14 protein-coding genes are annotated in these 15,116 nt (G+C 74.7%); 9 read left to right on the plus strand and 5 right to left on the minus strand.

Features of this window, described 5'->3' with window-relative positions:
* The first annotated feature begins 42 nt into the window (after nt 1-42).
* On the plus strand, nt 43-1,005 hold the full coding sequence (locus AB0M29_RS08075; RefSeq protein ID WP_365380618.1) for an electron transfer flavoprotein subunit alpha/FixB family protein: 963 nt from the start codon (nt 43-45) through the stop codon (nt 1,003-1,005).
* 161 nt (nt 1,006-1,166) lie between these two features.
* On the plus strand, nt 1,167-2,447 hold the full coding sequence (locus tag AB0M29_RS08080; protein ID WP_365380621.1) for an aldolase: 1,281 nt from the start codon (nt 1,167-1,169) through the stop codon (nt 2,445-2,447).
* Between the two features lie 41 nt (nt 2,448-2,488).
* On the opposite strand, the gene AB0M29_RS08085 is transcribed toward AB0M29_RS08080, so the two are convergent.
* Nucleotides 2,489-3,478 (minus strand): LacI family DNA-binding transcriptional regulator, encoded by a 990-nt coding sequence (locus AB0M29_RS08085; RefSeq protein ID WP_365381030.1) that lies wholly within the window; start codon nt 3,476-3,478, stop codon nt 2,489-2,491.
* A gap of 156 nt (nt 3,479-3,634) precedes the next feature.
* On the opposite strand from AB0M29_RS08085, the gene AB0M29_RS08090 reads away from it, so the two are divergent.
* Nucleotides 3,635-4,615: an ROK family protein gene (locus AB0M29_RS08090; protein WP_365380624.1), complete on the plus strand. Its 981-nt coding sequence runs from the start codon at nt 3,635-3,637 to the stop codon at nt 4,613-4,615.
* A gap of 492 nt (nt 4,616-5,107) precedes the next feature.
* On the opposite strand, the gene AB0M29_RS08095 is transcribed toward AB0M29_RS08090, so the two are convergent.
* On the minus strand, nt 5,108-6,616 hold the full coding sequence (locus AB0M29_RS08095) for an MFS transporter (RefSeq protein WP_365380627.1): 1,509 nt from the start codon (nt 6,614-6,616) through the stop codon (nt 5,108-5,110).
* A 121-nt stretch (nt 6,617-6,737) separates the two neighbouring features.
* Between AB0M29_RS08095 and AB0M29_RS08100 the strand changes: the two genes are divergently transcribed.
* Nucleotides 6,738-7,313: a helix-turn-helix domain-containing protein gene (locus tag AB0M29_RS08100; RefSeq protein ID WP_365380630.1), complete on the plus strand. Its 576-nt coding sequence runs from the start codon at nt 6,738-6,740 to the stop codon at nt 7,311-7,313.
* 23 nt (nt 7,314-7,336) lie between these two features.
* On the plus strand, nt 7,337-8,371 hold the full coding sequence (locus AB0M29_RS08105; protein ID WP_365380632.1) for an NUDIX domain-containing protein: 1,035 nt from the start codon (nt 7,337-7,339) through the stop codon (nt 8,369-8,371).
* Between the two features lie 215 nt (nt 8,372-8,586).
* Here the strand turns inward: AB0M29_RS08105 and AB0M29_RS08110 are convergent, their stop codons facing one another.
* Nucleotides 8,587-9,948: a dipeptidase gene (locus AB0M29_RS08110; protein ID WP_365380635.1), complete on the minus strand. Its 1,362-nt coding sequence runs from the start codon at nt 9,946-9,948 to the stop codon at nt 8,587-8,589.
* Between the two features lie 170 nt (nt 9,949-10,118).
* Between AB0M29_RS08110 and AB0M29_RS08115 the strand changes: the two genes are divergently transcribed.
* Nucleotides 10,119-11,369: a geranylgeranyl reductase family protein gene (locus AB0M29_RS08115; RefSeq protein WP_365380637.1), complete on the plus strand. Its 1,251-nt coding sequence runs from the start codon at nt 10,119-10,121 to the stop codon at nt 11,367-11,369.
* 51 nt (nt 11,370-11,420) lie between these two features.
* Here AB0M29_RS08115 and AB0M29_RS08120 read toward each other — a convergent pair whose 3' ends face one another.
* The gene (locus AB0M29_RS08120) at nt 11,421-11,885 is read right to left on the minus strand and encodes a nitroreductase family deazaflavin-dependent oxidoreductase (protein ID WP_365380639.1); all 465 of its coding nucleotides are present in this window, start codon (nt 11,883-11,885) and stop codon (nt 11,421-11,423) included.
* A gap of 125 nt (nt 11,886-12,010) precedes the next feature.
* On the opposite strand from AB0M29_RS08120, the gene AB0M29_RS08125 reads away from it, so the two are divergent.
* The 3 genes from AB0M29_RS08125 to AB0M29_RS08135 all read left to right on the plus strand — a co-directional run bounded on the left by AB0M29_RS08125 (nt 12,011) and on the right by AB0M29_RS08135 (nt 14,722).
* The gene (locus AB0M29_RS08125; protein ID WP_365380642.1) at nt 12,011-12,751 is read left to right on the plus strand and encodes a TetR/AcrR family transcriptional regulator; all 741 of its coding nucleotides are present in this window, start codon (nt 12,011-12,013) and stop codon (nt 12,749-12,751) included.
* Nucleotides 12,752-12,815: 64 nt separating this feature from the next.
* Nucleotides 12,816-14,060 (plus strand): sensor histidine kinase, encoded by a 1,245-nt coding sequence (locus tag AB0M29_RS08130; protein WP_365380645.1) that lies wholly within the window; start codon nt 12,816-12,818, stop codon nt 14,058-14,060.
* A complete protein-coding gene (locus AB0M29_RS08135) occupies nt 14,057-14,722 on the plus strand; it encodes a response regulator transcription factor (RefSeq protein ID WP_365380648.1) in 666 nt (221 codons plus the stop codon). Before AB0M29_RS08130 ends, AB0M29_RS08135 begins: the two co-directional genes overlap by 4 nt.
* Here AB0M29_RS08135 and AB0M29_RS08140 read toward each other — a convergent pair.
* Nucleotides 14,683-15,027: a DUF6332 family protein gene (locus tag AB0M29_RS08140; RefSeq protein WP_365380651.1), complete on the minus strand. Its 345-nt coding sequence runs from the start codon at nt 15,025-15,027 to the stop codon at nt 14,683-14,685. The genes AB0M29_RS08135 and AB0M29_RS08140 overlap by 40 nt on opposite strands.
* Between the last annotated feature and the right edge of the window lie 89 nt (nt 15,028-15,116).

Genomic DNA, 15,116 nt, shown 5'->3' on the forward strand with positions numbered 1-15,116 from the left:
AAGCCGCGCATACCCCTTTCGATTCCGCAGGAGAGCATTCCCATGGGTGAAGTCCTCGTCTATGTCGACCATGTGGACGGTGCCGTCCGCAAGCCGACCCTCGAACTGCTGACGCTGGCCCGCCGGATCGGCGAGCCGGTCGCCGTCCACCTGGGCGCCGGCGCCGACACCGCCGCCGCCGTCCTCGGCGAGCACGGCGCGGTCCGCGTGCTGGCCGCCGACGCGCCCGAGTTCACCGACTACCTGGTCGTACCGAAGGTCGACGCGCTGGAGGCCGCGGCCAAGGCCGTCTCCCCGGTCGCCGTCCTGGTGCCGTCCTCCGCCGAGGGCAAGGAGATCGCGGCCCGCCTGGCGCTGCGCCTGGGCTCCGGCATCATCACCGATGCCACCGACCTGGAGGCCGGCGCCGACGGCCCGGTCGCCACGCAGTCGGCGTTCGCCGCCGCGTTCACCACCAAGTCCAAGGTCAGCCACGGCGTCCCGGTCATCACGGTGAAGCCGAACTCCGCGCCCGTCGAGGCCGCGCCCGCGGCCGGCACCGTCGAGCAGCTCGCCGTCTCCTTCGGCGAGCTGGCCACCGGCACCAAGGTCGTCTCCCGCACCCCGCGCGAGTCCACCGGGCGTCCCGAGCTGACCGAGGCCGCGATCGTGGTCTCCGGCGGCCGCGGCGTCAACGGCGCCGAGAACTTCTCGATCATCGAGGCGCTCGCCGACTCGCTCGGTGCCGCCGTCGGCGCCTCGCGCGCCGCGGTGGACGCGGGCTGGTACCCGCACACCAACCAGGTCGGCCAGACCGGCAAGTCGGTCTCGCCGCAGCTCTACATCGCCAACGGCATCTCCGGCGCGATCCAGCACCGCGCCGGTATGCAGACCTCGAAGACCATCGTGGCCGTCAACAAGGACGCCGAGGCCCCGATCTTCGACCTCGTCGACTACGGCGTCGTCGGCGACCTCTTCCAGGTCGTCCCGCAGCTGACCGACGAGATCAAGGCCCGCAAGGGCTGACGCTCCCGCTCCACCGGAAGGCCCCTGTACGCGTCGCGGCGTGCGGGGGCCTTCGGCGTGCCCGGCCCCCGGCGTGCCACCAGCCGGTCGGGTGTTGACCTCGGCCTACGGCGGAGCTACCGTCCGCTTCAACGATTTGTTGAAATTCGGGAGAGTGGCACATGGCGCAGGGGTCTGCGGGCGGCGCGGCGGCCGGGACGACACTGACGGACGCGGTACGGGCGGAGATCGGCGCGGCGCTGGCCGCCACGGACGCCGAACTGGCCCGCCGCTACCCGGGCGACCCCGGCACCCGGCAGCCCGTGCACACCGTCTACGTGCCCGCCGACGCCTTCACGGCCGGGACCGTACGGGACTGGGGCCGCCAGGCGCTGGACGCGCTCGACGCCCACGCGCCCGACGCCCCGGCCCTGGCCGCCGTCGTCGGCCTGCCCGACGCCCTCGCCGCCGAGGTGTACGACCGGGTCCGCGCGAAGCTGGAGCGCGAGCCGGTGGAGGACCTGCGGATCGACTTCGAGGACGGCTACGGCCCGCGCCCCGACGCCGAGGAGGACGCCGCCGCGGTCGCCGCCGCCTCGCTGGTGACCGCCGCGGTCGCCGACGGCGCCGCGCCGCCGTACGTCGGCATCCGGATGAAGTGCATGGAGGCCGCCGTCCGTGACCGCGGCATCCGCACCCTCGACCTCTTCCTCACCACGCTGCTGGACGGCGGCGGCCTGCCCGACGGGCTGCTGCTCACGCTGCCGAAGGTCACCTTCCCGGCGCAGGTGGCCGCGATGGCGCGGCTGTGCGGGGAGTTCGAGCGGGCCGCGGGGCTGCCCGAGGGCCGGATCGGCTTCGAGATCCAGATCGAGACCACCCAGTCGATCCTCGGCCCCGACGGCACCGCGACCGTGCCGCGGCTGATCGACGCCGCCGCGGGCCGCGCCACCGGGCTGCACTACGGCACCTTCGACTACAGCGCGGCCTGCGGGGTCAGTGCCGCCCACCAGTCGATGGACCACCCCGCGGCCGACTACGCCAAGGCCGTCATGCAGGTCGCCGCGGCGGGCACCGGCGTACGGCTGTCCGACGGCTCCACCAATGTGCTGCCGGTCGGCGGGACCGAGCAGGTGCACGCCGCCTGGCGGCTCCACTACGGCCTGGTACGCCGCTCCCTGGCCCGCGCGTACTACCAGGGCTGGGACATGCACCCCGCCCACCTGCCGACGCGTTACGCGGCCGTCTACGCCTTCTACCGCGAGGGCCTCGACGCCTCCGCCGCCCGGCTCGCCGCCTACGTGGCCAAGTCCGGCGGCGACGTGATGGACGAACCCGCCACCGCCCGCGCGCTCAGCGGCTATCTGCTGCGCGGCCTCGACTGCGGCGCCGTCGACCCCGCCGAGGTCACCGCGCGCACCGGTCTGACCCGCCAGGAACTGGACGCCCTGGCGGGCCGCTGAACGGTCGCCCGCACCCCGGCGCTCCGGCGTGCCGCCCGGCGCTACGCGTGCGGGGGGATCTCGCCGGAGCCGCGGGCGATCAGCCGGCAGGCGAGTTCGACCCGGCGCGGGCTGTCGTCGGCTATTCCGTCGAGGCGCCGGAAGAGCAGCTGGGCGGCGCTGCGGCCGAGCCCGGGGGAGTCCTGGGCGACGACGGTGACCGCCGGGTTGAGCAGGTCGGCGAGTTCGAAGTCGTCGAAGCCGACCAGCGCCACCGGCACGGGGTGGCCGGACAGCACGCGTACGGCGGTGACGGTGACGCGGTTGTTGCCCGCGAAGAGGGCGGTCACCGGCTCGGGCCCCTCCAGCATCGGCCCGAGCACGGCGCGGACCCGGTCGGGGGTGGTCGGGCCCATCGAGCACCACTCGGGCCGGATCGGCAGCCCGGCCGCCGCCATCGCCTCGCGGTAGCCGCGCAGCCGCTCGGCCGCGGTGTGGATGCCGGACTGGTCACCGATGAAGGCGATCCTGCGGTGCCCGTGCGCGATCAGATGGGCGACGCCGTCCCGGGTGCCGCCCGCGTTGTCGGTGAGCACCACGTCGGCGTCGATCCGGCCCGCGGGGCGGTCCACGAAGACGGTGGCGACGCCCGCCTCGATCTCCGGGGTCAGATAGCGGTGGTCGTCGCCCGCGGGCACCACGATCAGGCCGTCCACCCGGCGGGCGCAGAAGGCCAGCACCAGTTCCTGCTCGCGCCGCGGGTCCTCGGCGCTCGACCCGGTGAACAGCAGCGCGCCGTGGGCCCGCGCCACGTCCTCGACGGCGCGGCTGAGCGGTGCGTAGAAGGGGTCGGCGAGGTCTTCCAGCACCAGGCCGACGCTGGAGGTGCGGCGGGTACGCAGCAGCCGCGCGCTGTCGTTGCGGCGGAAGCCGAGGGCGTCGATCGCCGCCTGGACCCGCGCGACGGTGTCCGGGGTGACGCCCGGTTCCTCGTTCACCACCCGCGAGACCGTCTTGAGTCCGACGCCCGCTCGCGCGGCGACATCCTTCATGGTGGGCCGGGGGACACGTCCAGGAGTGTGGGTCACGGTCGTAGTATTCCCTGCGGGAAGAGATGGACAACGTTGTCAGAGACAGGCGAGACTACCCCTGGGACCGTTTCCGCGGAACCCCCGGCGGCACGGACGGAATGAGGAGACCCCCGAGCGATGCACCTTCATGGCGCGACAGGTCCACTGGTGGCCGCACTGGACATCGGCGGTACGAAGATCGCCGGTGCTCTGGTGGACGCGGAGGGCCGCCTCACCGCGCGGTCACTGCGGCCGACCCCGGCGGGGGGCGACGGTGAAACCGTACTGCACGCGGTCGCCGAAGTGCTCGGGGAACTGCGGGCCGACCCCGACTGGCCCGCGGTGGTGGCCGTCGGCATCGGCAGCGCGGGTCCGGTGGACGCCGCCCACGGCACCGTCAGTCCCGTGAACGTGCCGGGCTGGCGGGAGTTCCCGCTGGTCGCGCGGGTGTCGGAGGCGGTCGGCGGGCTGCCCGTGGTGCTGACCGGCGACGGGGTCGCCATGACCGCGGCCGAGCACTGGCAGGGCGCGGCCCGCGGCTACGACAACGCGCTGTGCATGGTCGTGTCGACCGGGGTCGGGGGCGGTCTGGTGCTCGGTGGCGCCCTGTTGCCCGGTCCGACGGGCAACGCCGGGCACATCGGCCACATCAGCGTCGACCTCGACGGCGATCCCTGCCCCTGCGGCTCGCGCGGCTGCGTCGAACGCATCGCCAGCGGGCCCAACATCGCCCGCCGCGCCCTCGACCGCGGCTGGCTGCCGCCCGCGGGCACCGAGCCCACCGCGGCGGCCGTCGCCGCCGCCGCGCGCTCCGGCCACCCCGTCGCCCTGGCCTCCTTCGACCGCGCCGCCCAGGCCCTCGCCGCGGGCATCGCCGCCACCGCCACCCTGGTCGAGATCCACGTGGCCGTCATCGGCGGCGGCGTCGCCGGCGCCGGCCCCATCCTCTTCGCCCCCCTCCGCGACCACCTCGCCCGTTACGCCACCCTCTCCTTCGCCTCCTCCGTCGACGTCCTCCCCGCCAAACTCGGCACCGACGCCGGCCTCGTCGGCGCGGCGGCCGCCGCCGCTCAGGCGCTGAAACTCCCCGAATTCACGGCTTACGCGCCGACCGCCTGAAGCCCGCCCGCCGCGGTGGCCGCGGACAATCGCGGCGGGCCGCCGGGCGAGGCGTAGAGCGGTGCCCCGAGGCGCGGGGGCACGGCCGCCGCTTGCTGCGGGCTGCGGCGGCAGGGACGGGGCGTGGCGGCTCGAGGCCGGGGACCGCGGCCCGTTCCGCCCGGTCGTGCGTGGTGGCTCGGAGGCCGATGCCCGGCGATGCGCGCGCATGGCGCGCCCGCAGGGGGCCGAGGTGCGGTGACCGAGGTCGGCGTACGGCGGCGCCGCGGACGCGGCGCCGCCGGACCGCGCATCCCGGGTGCGCGGGGCGCGTGCTCGGTCGGCGACCCCGCTCCTGCCGCCCGCGTGCTGCGGCCCGGGGGGCTGCGAGTCCGGGTGGCCGGGCCCACGCGAGCGTCGCGGTGTGGTTGGCGGTGCGGGTCCGGGTGGGGTTGGTCCGGGGGCATGCCGGGGTCGGCGCGGCGCGCCGCTCGCGCCGTGCCTGAGTGCCGCTCAGGCGCCGCGCCTGGCCTCGTGGTGGGTGCGGCGGGCCAGTAGGAGGACCGCTGCGGCGCCCGTGAGGCTGAGGGTGGCGCTGAGGAGGGCGGCGTGGTTGGCGCCGGTGGCGATGGCTGCTGCTGGGTGGGTGGTGCTGGTGGGGGCGGTGATGACGGCGACGGTGAGGGCGAGGCCGAGGGCGGAACCGACGTAGCGGGCGGTGTTGTTGGCGCCCGAGCCCATCGCGCTGCGGTCGGCGGGGACGCTGGAGACGGCGAGGCGGGCGAGGGCGGCGTTGAGGATGCCGCTGCCGACGCCCGCGACGGCGAGGCCCGGGACCAGGCGGGCGGGGGAGCCGCCCGCGTGGAGGCCGTAGAGCAGGGCCTGGCCGACCGAGGAGAGCAGGAGGCCGAGCGCCACCTGGGTGCTCGCGGCGGCGTACGGCGCCAGGCGACGGGCCTGCAGGGCGGAGACCACGGACAGGCCCGACCAGACGACCAGCAGCAGGCTGGCGGACAGCGGGCTCATGTCCAGCGCGATCTGCAGCACGGTCGGCAGATAGCTCATCAGGCCGATCACCGACAGACCGGTGACCAGGGCGCCGACCCCGGCGGCGAGGAAGTCGGGCCCGCGCCACAGTGCGGGATCGAGCATCGGCGCGGCGACCCGGCGCTCGACGACGGCGAAGAGCGCGAGCAGCACCACCCCGGCGGCCAGCAGTGCGAGCACCAGCGGCCGCAGCCAGCCGCCGCGCCCCTCACCGAACCCGGCCACCAGGGCGGCGGTCCCGGCCGCCAGCGTCAGGGCGCCCCACGGGTCGAGCCGCCGCGCGTCCTCGGCGCGTGACTCCGGTACGGCTGTCGTCAGCGCGACCGCCGCGGCGGAGAGCAGGGCCAGACCCCAGTAGAGGGAGCGCCAGCCGAGGAGTTGGGTGATCAGGGCCGCGTAGACCGGGCCGAGGGCGATGGCGCCGCCGAGGGTGGCGCCCCAGATGCCGATGGCACGGACGCGGTGCGGTCCCGCCGGGTGGGTGTGGGCGATCAGGCCGAGCCCCGCGGCCAGGACGGCCGCGCTGCCCGCGCCCTGCAGCACACGGCCGACGAGGAACACCGCGGTCCCGGGCGCGGCCGCCGACAGGGCGCTGGCGAGCGTCAGCAGGACGGCGCCCGCGCCGAAGACCCGCCTGCGGCCGCGGGCGTCGGCGGCGCTGCCCATGACGAGCAGCAGGGCGGCCAGGCCCACGGGGGTGCCGGTGAAGATCCAGGTCTGGGCGACGGGACCGGCGTGCAGGCCGCGCACGGTGGCGGTCAGCGTGGTGCTGGGCGCGGTGAAGGCCATCAGCGTCACCAGGGTGCCGAGTCCCACGGTGAACAGCGTGATCCCGGCCCCCGGGCCCGGCCTGCCCGCGGCCACCCGCGGTGGGACGGACGACCGCGCGCCGTCGGCCGCCTTCGCGCCCCCCTCCGCTCTCGCACCCGCCACGGCGGGCGACGGCTCCGGGCTGCGTACATCCGGGGTGTTCATAAAGGCGTTCCCCCAACGGCGGCACAAAAGAGGACGGTGAGTCTGGTGAACGAACTCACTCCGACCCTCCGCAGGCTAGCACGGTCAGTCTGGTGAATGAACCGAGTAGTACGGTGGGGGCATGGCACTCGGGACGGACTACGCGCACCAGGACTGCTCGCTCGCCCGCGCCCTGGAGGTGGTGGGGGAGCGCTGGAGCCTGCTGATCGTGCGGGACGCCTTCTACGGCGTCCGCAGGTTCGGCGACTTCCTCGCCCATCTCGACATCCCGCGCGCGGTCCTCACCGCCCGGCTGGCCGCCCTCACCGACGCGGGAGTGCTGCGCAAGGAGGCGTACCAGCAGTCGCCGCCGCGCTACGACTACGTCCTCACCGACGCGGGGCTCGAACTGTGGCCCGCCGTGCACGGTCTCGGCTACTGGGGATCGCGGCACGCCACCGTGGACGGGCCGTCGCGGACCTTCCACCACGCCGCCTGCGGCACCCGCCTGGGCGCGGGCGGCGGCTGCCCGGCCTGCGGGGCGCACCTGGTGCCCCCGGCGGACGTCGAGATGCGCCCCCATCCGCGGCCGGGCGGCGCACTGCGTGACGACCCGGTCTCGGTCACTCTGGCCGTCCCCCGGCGCCTGCTGCGTCCGGTCCGCGCCACCTCGGGATCCGGCGCGTTTGCCGGTGCCGATGATCCGGGCAATTCGTAGGGGTCTACGGAAAAGGGGGCACCGTGATCATCTGGTTGAACGGGGCTTTCGGCGCGGGCAAGACGCTCGCGGCACGCGAGATGCTGGACCTGATACCGGAGAGCACCCTGTACGACCCGGAGGTGGTCGGCGGCTGCCTGCGCCAGCTGCTGCCCGAGAAGAGCCTCCAGGAGGTCACCGACTACCAGGAACTGGCCGTCTGGCGGCGGCTGGTGGTCGAGACGGCCGCCGCCCTGCTGCACGAGGTCGGCGGCGTCCTGATCGCCCCGATGGCACTGCTGCGGCAGGAGTACCGGGACGAGATCTTCGGTGGTCTGGCCTCCCGCGGCATCGACGTCCGGCATGTGCTGCTCGACCCTGGAGAAACGATCCTGCGCGAGCGGATCGCGGCCCGTGACGACCACCCGGGCGGTCCGGAGGCGACCGCCCAGGCTCGCGCCTGGGCGCTGGACCGGATCGCCGACTACGCCGACGCGCTGCCCTGGCTGCTGGCCGACGCCTACCGGCTGCCCACCGAGGGACTGACGCCGCGGCAGACCGCGCTGCGCGTCACCGAGGCCGTCGGCCGGGGCGCCGGGTCCTGCGGCATCGTCCAGACCCCGGAACCGCGGGCCGAGACGGTGGCCTCCGGGGTGCTGCTCTTCGACGACGACGGCCGGGTGCTGCTCGTGGACCCCACGTACAAGCCCGGCTGGGAGTTCCCCGGCGGCGTCGTGGAGCGCGGCGAGTCGCCCACCCGGGCCGGGCGCCGCGAGGTCGCGGAGGAACTCGGCCTCGAACTCACCGGCGGACTCGACCTGCTGGTCGTCGACTGGGAGCCGCCGCGCCCGCCCGGCTACGGCGGCATCCGGCTGCTCTTCGACGGCGGCACGGTCGGCGAGGCCGACATCGGCCGGCTGCTGCTGCCCGAGGCCGAACTGCGCGGCTGGCGCTTCGTCACCGAGGACGAGGCCGCCGACCTGCTGCCCCCCGTTCGCCTCGACCGGCTGCGCTGGGCCCTGCGCGCCCGCGAACAGGGCTGCCCCCTCAACCTGGAGGGCGGCCACCCTCCGGAATAGCCGCCTCCGGCGGAGGTAGACCGGTGCGGCCCGGGCTCCGCCGCCCGGGCCCCGCCGGTCGAGACCTCGCGGACACACGGCCCGGGCCCAGCGCCCGGCCGGGGAGCCGGACTTCCGCGCCGGGGGCCGTAGCCCGGGCCCGGGCCGGTGCGATCCCTGGGCCCGGGATCCCGGTCCCGCCGATCGCACCCCGGCGGCGGATCCCGCGCGCGGGGTCAGGCGGACTTGGAGGCCGCGTAGTGGGTCAGGAAGAGCGCCTCCGCCAGTGAGAGCCGCTCCAACTCCTCCGGGGAGACGCTCTCGTTGACCGCGTGGATCTGCGCCTCGGGCTCGCTCAGCCCGATGAGCAGGATCTCGGCCTCCGGGTAGAGCGTCGCCAGGGTGTTGCACAGCGGGATCGAGCCGCCCTGCCCGGCGATCGCCAACTCCTCGCCGTACGCCTCCCGCATGGCGTCGGCCATCGCCGAGTACGCCGGGCTGCCGGTGTCGGCGCGGAAGGGCTGGCCGCTGCCGCGCTGCGTCGTCTCGACCCTGGCGCCCCAGGGCGCCGCCGCCTTCAGGTGCGCGCTGAGCGCCTCGGCGGTCCGACCGGCGTCGAAGCCCGGCGGCACCCGCAGGCTCACCAGGGCGCCCGCCGTGGCCTGGACGGACGGGGTGGCGCCGACGACGGGCGGCGCGTCGATGCCGAGCACCGTGACCGAGGGCCGGGCCCACAGCCGGTCGGAGAGGGTGCCGCCGCCGACCAGTTCCACGCCGTCGAGCACCTTGGCGTCCCGCCGGAAGTCGTCCTCCGGGTAGGCCAGCCCCGACCACTCGCCCGACGCGTCGATCCCGTCGATGGTGGTCGCGCCGGTCGCGTCGCGCAGCGAGGCCAGCATCTGGATGAGCGCGCCGAGCGCGTCCGGCGCGGCGCCGCCGAACTGACCGGAGTGCAGATTGCCCTCCAGGGTGGCGACCCGTACCTCCATCAGCACCATGCCGCGCAGCGACGAGGTCACCGTGGGCATCCCCACCCGGAAGTTGCCCGCGTCGCCGATGACGATCGCGTCCGCGGTCAGCAGATCGGGGTGCGCCTCCGCGTAGCGCTCCAGGCCGCCGGTGCCCTGCTCCTCGGAGCCCTCGACGATGACCTTCACGGTCACCGGGGCGCCGCCGTGCTCGCGCAGCGCCCGCAGCGCGGTGAGGTGCATCAGCAGGCCGCCCTTGCAGTCGGCCGCGCCGCGCCCGTACCAGCGGCCGTCGCGCTCGGTCAGCTCGAACGGCGGGGACAGCCACGCCGCTTCGTCCAGCGGCGGCTGCACGTCGTAGTGGGCGTAGAGCAGTACGGTCGGCGCGCCGGCCGGGCCGGGCAGCAGCCCGTAGACCGACTGGGTGCCGTCCGGCGTGTCGAGCAGGGCCACGTCCTGGAAGCCCTCCTGGCGCAGCGCGTCGGCCACCCAGGCGGCGGCCTTCTCGCACTCGCTCCTGGGGAAGACCCGCTCGTCGGCCACCGAGGCGTACGCCACCAGCTCGGCCAGTTCGGCGCGGGCGCGGGGAATCAGGGAGGCCACGGTCTCGGAGAGCGGAACGCTGGGCATCGGATGCTCCTCGTAGGAATGTGTCGGAATCTGACGGCACCAGGGGTGGTTGGTGCACACAACGGGTCGCTGCCGATGGTGCCACAGCGAGCTGTTCCCGACGGGCGCAATAGGATGCGGCTGAACAGGGGCGACACAGCCGGACCGGCCGAGCGGGAGCGGAATCAGACGTGAGCGGTGAGCAGGCGGCGCAGGACAGCGGTGCGGAGGACCACGAGACGCCCGAGGTCTGGGACGTCGTGGTGATCGGTGCGGGACCGGCCGGAGCGTCGGCGGCCCACGCCGCGGCGGTGACCGGCCGCCGGGTGCTGCTCCTGGAGAAGGCCGAGCTGCCGCGGTACAAGACCTGCGGCGGCGGCATCATCGGCCCGTCCCGGGACGCGCTGCCGCCCGGCTTCGAACTGCCCCTGATGGACCGGGTGCACGCCGTCACCTTCAGCCTCAACGGGCGGCTGGCGCGTACCAAGCGCTCCCGGCAGATGCTCTTCGGGCTCATCAACCGGCCGGATTTCGACGCCGGTCTGGTGGACGCGGCCCGCGAGGCGGGCGCCGAGGTGCGTACCGGGGTGACCGTCTCCCGCGTCGAGCAGCACGGCCCCGGCGTCCCCGACCGGCGTACGGTCGCCGTGGTGCTCAACAGCGGGGGAGCGGGCGCCAAGCGGGAGGACGAGACCGTCTACGCCCGCGCGGTGGTCGGCGCCGACGGCAGTGCCAGCCGGATAGGCGCTCATGTCGGAGTGAAGCTGGACCAGGTCGACCTGGGTCTCGAGGCGGAGATCCCGGTGCCCGCGTCCGTGGCCGAGGACTGGGCGGGCCGGGTGCTCATCGACTGGGGCCCGCTGCCCGGCAGTTACGGCTGGGTCTTCCCCAAGGGCGACTCGCTCACCGTCGGCGTCATCTCCGCCCGCGGCGACGGCGGCGCCACCAAGCGCTATCTCGACGACTTCATCGCCCGGCTGGGCCTGGCCGGTTTCGAGCCCAGCGTCTCCTCCGGCCATCTGACCCGCTGCCGCGCCGACGACTCGCCGCTCTCCCGCGGCCGCGTCCTGGTCTGCGGCGACGCCGCCGGGCTGCTGGAGCCCTGGACCCGTGAGGGCATCTCCTACGCGCTGCGGTCGGGCCGGATGGCGGGGGAGTGGGCGGTGCGGATCGCCGAGTCGCACGACGCGGTCGACGCCAGGCGCCAGGCACTCAACTACGCCTTCGCGGTGAAGGCGGGCCTCGGGGTGGAGATGGGTGTGGGGCGCCGGATGCTCACGCTCTTCGAGCGCCGGCCCGGCATGCTGCACGCCGTGCTCACCACCTTCCCGCCCGCCTGGCGCGCCTTCGCCGGGATCACCCGCGGCAAGAGCTCGCTGGCCGAACTGGTCCGTACCCACCCGTTGGCCCGGCGCGCTCTGGAGAACGTCAACCGGGCCTGAGGGTGTGCGGCGGTCGTCCGGGGGTGTGCGGCGGTAAGCCGCCCGCCGCCGTCACGCGCCGGCGGCGGGGTGGATCCGGAACACCGGGTGGTCGGGCGAGATCCGCCGCAGGTCCTCCTCGGACGAGTCCGGGCCGACACCGTTGAAGAAGACGCCGACCTCCGCCTTCCAGCGCTTGAGGTAGGCGCGCAGGATCGCCGGCTTCTCGTCGTCGCCGACCTCGGTGGCGGTGAACTCCTCGACGCCCTTGCCCAGGCGCAGTTCGCCGCCGCCGGCCGCCCGCATGTTGTACGTCCACTGGACGTGGCCGCGGGGGGCCACCAGGAAGCGCTCACCGTCGAGGGTCAGTACGTTCACGGGGGTGGTCCGCCACTCACCGCTCTTGCGGCCGCGGACCGCCAGTACCCGGGAGCCCCAGACGCTCAGCCCGCGCCGGGTCATCCAGGCGACGGTCCGGTTGAAGACGTTGACGGTGAACCAACCGGGCTTCTTCACGTGCAGGGCCTGCTCGGACATGATGACTTCCCCTGTTTCTGTGAGCGGTGCTCTCGCTTGAGAACAGTGTGCAGGGCCGTACAGGGAAAAGCAAGAGCAGTGCTCTCGTTGTTGGCCGATGCTCTGCCGGATGGCAGACTGGCCCCATGAGTGTGATCCGCGGTGCCAGGGAACGGGCCAGAGTCGAAGTGACCGCAGCGATCAAGGAGGAGGCCAGACGGCAGCTGGCGGCCGAGGGCGCCGTACGGCTGTCGCTGCGGGCGGTCGCCCGCGAGCTGGGCATGGTCTCCTCGGCGCTCTACCGCTACTTCCCCAGCCGCGACGACCTGCTCACCGCGCTGATCATCGACGCCTATGACGCGATCGGCGCCGTCGCCGAGGAGGCGCTGCCCGCCGCGGGCGACGCCGAGCCCGTCGACCGCTGGGTCGCGGTCTGCGCCGCCGCCGGGGAGTGGGCGGTCGCCCACCCCCATGAGTACGCCCTGATCTACGGCTCGCCCGTGCCCGGCTACGTCGCCCCGCAGGCCACCGTCGGCCCCGCGTCCCGGGTCGCCCTGGTCCTGATCACCGTGGTCCGCGACGCTCACACCGCGGGCCTGCTCGCGGCGCCGACCGGCCGCCCGCTGTCCGCTCCGGTGGGCACGGACGCCACCCGCCTCGCCGCCGAGCTGGCCCCCGAACTCCCGCTGCCGACCATCGCCGCGATGGTGGCGGCCTGGGCCCAGCTCTTCGGTCTGCTCAGCTTCGAGATCTTCGGGCAGTTCAACAGGGTCATCGAGGCCCGCCGCGAGTTCTTCGCGCAGTCGGCCGCGGCGATCGCACTGCAGATAGGGCTGCGCGGCCCGGAGACCGGGCCCACCGCGGAAGGGGCGGCGTACTCCCGGTGAAGTAGCCGTGGTGTCCCCGTCCGGCGGACGCCCGCCAGGTCGGCGGCGGTCTAGCGTGGGGAACATGACCTACGAGGAGCCGCCCCGGCCCGAGCGCCGCTGGATCCAGGGCGTGCGCCCCGTCTGGCTGCCCGCGCTCGCACTGGCCTTCCTCCAGGTGGCCGGCTCCAGCGTGGCCGGACGCCACCAGCCCGAACGGGTCGCACTCGACCCGCTGGGGTACGCGCTGCTGCTGGCCGGTCCCGCACTGCTGCTCGCGCGCCGCCGCCACCCGGTCGCGGTGGCGGCCGGGACCAGCGCGGTCACCCTCGCCTATGTCGCGCTCGGCTACCCCTACGGCCCGGTCTTCGCCAGCCTGGTGGTCTCCTGGTTCAGCGCCGTCGTCGCGGGGCACCGCCGGGCGGTGCTCGTCGTCGCCTCGGTGGTCGCGGCCTGCCATGTACTGGTCGGCCAGTGGCTCTACCGCTGGCTGCCGCCCTCCGGCGACTCCCGTACGACGTGGGGGCAGCTCTCGGCCGCCGCCGCGTGGCTGCTCGCGGTGCTCGCGGCGGCGGAGCTGTTCCGGGTGCGGCGCGAACGGATCGTCAGGGAACGGCGCGAGCGGGCGGAGGCCGAGCGGCGCCGGGTCGGCGAGGAGCGGCTGCGGATCGCCCGCGAACTGCACGACGTGCTCGCGCACAGCATCTCGGTGATCAACGTACAGGCCGGGGTCGCGCTCGCGTTGATGGACGAGCGGCCCGAGCAGGCGCGTACCGCGCTCGTCACCATCAAGGCGGCCAGCAAGGAGGCGCTGGGGGAGGTGCGGCAGGTGCTCAGCACCCTGCGCGCTCCCGGGGAGGCGCCGCGCTCGCCCGCGCCCGGCCTCGACCGGCTGCCCGAACTGGTCGAGCAGGCAACGGCGGCCGGGCTCGCCGCCGAGGTCAGCGTCGAGGGCGACCGCGTCCCGCTGCCGCCCGGCGCGGACCTCGCCGCCTTCCGGATCGTCCAGGAGGCGCTGACGAACATCGTGCGGCACTCCGGCGCCAGGAGCGCGCGGATCGGGCTGCGCTATCTGCCCGGCTGCGTCGAGGTGCGGGTCGACGACGACGGGCCCGCGGTCACCGGCGGCGAGAGCGGCGGCGGCAACGGGCTGGTCGGCATGCGGGAGCGTGCCGCCGCGCTCGGCGGCACGATCGAGACCGGCCCGCGGCCCGACGGCGGCTTCCGGGTGCTGGCCCGGCTGCCGCACTCCGTACCATCGACGGGCGCCGGAACCCCGGCGGACGACAGCGCGGGCACCCTCGCCCCCGCGGCCGAGGAGCGTCCATGATTCGCGTACTGCTCGCCGACGACCAGGTGCTGGTGCGCGCCGGATTCCGGGCCCTGCTCGACGCGCAGCGCGACATCGAGGTGGTCGGCGAGGCGGCGGACGGCGCCGAGGCGCTGCGCCTGGTCGGCGAACTGACGCCGGACGCCGTCCTGATGGACATCCGCATGCCGCTGATGGACGGGCTCGCCGCGACCCGCGCCATCACCGCCGACGCGGCGCTCGGCGAGGTCAAGGTGGTGATACTGACCACCTTCGAGCTCGACGAGTACGTCTTCGAGGCGATCCGCGCCGGGGCGTCCGGCTTCCTGGTCAAGGACACCGAGCCCGAGGAACTGCTGCGCGCGGTACGGGCGGTGGTGGAGGGCGACGCGCTGCTCTCACCCGGTGTCACCCGCAGACTGATCGCCGAATTCGCCGCCCGCTCGAAGGTGCCCGCGGAGTCGGTCGCCCTCGGACAGCTCACCGAGCGCGAGCGTGAGGTGATGGCGCTGGTCGGGATCGGGCTCTCCAACGACGAGATCGCCCGCCGGCTGGTGGTCAGCCCGCTCACCGCCAAGACGCACGTCAGCCGCGCGATGGTGAAGCTGGGCGCCCGCGACCGGGCCCAACTCGTGGTCCTCGCCTATGAGTCGGGGCTGGTCAGACCCGGCTGGCTCGGCTGACCCCCCGCCCCCACCGTCGCCGGGTCACCCCCGGCCGCCTGGGCCGCCGCGGCCTGCTCCCGCAGCCGGCTCTGCCGCTCGAAGCGCCGCAGCGTCACCGCCACCCGCCCGCAGAACGCCGCCGCGGCCACGATCACCGCCGCGGTGAACCATCCCTTACGGGCCTCCCCGTGCGCCTGCCCCGCGAGCACCGGAATCGCCAACACCAGGAACCCCACCGCCGCGAGCACCGCGCCCGCAGCCGCCGCATACACGATCTCCACGGTGGCCGCCTCCCGCTCGGAGGACGAACGACTCCTGCGCATCCCCCGCTCCTCCCCGTCACGTCGCAGTCGATTTCAGTCTGCCACTCCCTTCACACCCAGCCCCGCGATTAACCACCCCGCCACCCCCA

It is taken from the genome of Streptomyces sp. NPDC051976 (assembly GCF_040680795.1).
Taxonomy (GTDB): domain Bacteria; phylum Actinomycetota; class Actinomycetes; order Streptomycetales; family Streptomycetaceae; genus Actinacidiphila.

Coding starts and splice junctions, on each gene's coding strand:
- AB0M29_RS08130 (WP_365380645.1), top strand. CDS start 12,816: ATGACCTACGAGGAGCCGCCCCGGCCCGAGCGCCGCTGGATCCAGGGC.
- AB0M29_RS08075 (WP_365380618.1), top strand. CDS start 43: ATGGGTGAAGTCCTCGTCTATGTCGACCATGTGGACGGTGCCGTCCGC.
- AB0M29_RS08090 (WP_365380624.1), top strand. CDS start 3,635: ATGCACCTTCATGGCGCGACAGGTCCACTGGTGGCCGCACTGGACATC.
- AB0M29_RS08140 (WP_365380651.1), bottom strand. CDS start 15,027: ATGCGCAGGAGTCGTTCGTCCTCCGAGCGGGAGGCGGCCACCGTGGAG.
- AB0M29_RS08100 (WP_365380630.1), top strand. CDS start 6,738: ATGGCACTCGGGACGGACTACGCGCACCAGGACTGCTCGCTCGCCCGC.
- AB0M29_RS08080 (WP_365380621.1), top strand. CDS start 1,167: ATGGCGCAGGGGTCTGCGGGCGGCGCGGCGGCCGGGACGACACTGACG.
- AB0M29_RS08120 (WP_365380639.1), bottom strand. CDS start 11,885: ATGTCCGAGCAGGCCCTGCACGTGAAGAAGCCCGGTTGGTTCACCGTC.
- AB0M29_RS08125 (WP_365380642.1), top strand. CDS start 12,011: ATGAGTGTGATCCGCGGTGCCAGGGAACGGGCCAGAGTCGAAGTGACC.
- AB0M29_RS08085 (WP_365381030.1), bottom strand. CDS start 3,478: ATGAAGGATGTCGCCGCGCGAGCGGGCGTCGGACTCAAGACGGTCTCG.
- AB0M29_RS08110 (WP_365380635.1), bottom strand. CDS start 9,948: ATGCCCAGCGTTCCGCTCTCCGAGACCGTGGCCTCCCTGATTCCCCGC.
- AB0M29_RS08135 (WP_365380648.1), top strand. CDS start 14,057: ATGATTCGCGTACTGCTCGCCGACGACCAGGTGCTGGTGCGCGCCGGA.
- AB0M29_RS08095 (WP_365380627.1), bottom strand. CDS start 6,616: ATGAACACCCCGGATGTACGCAGCCCGGAGCCGTCGCCCGCCGTGGCG.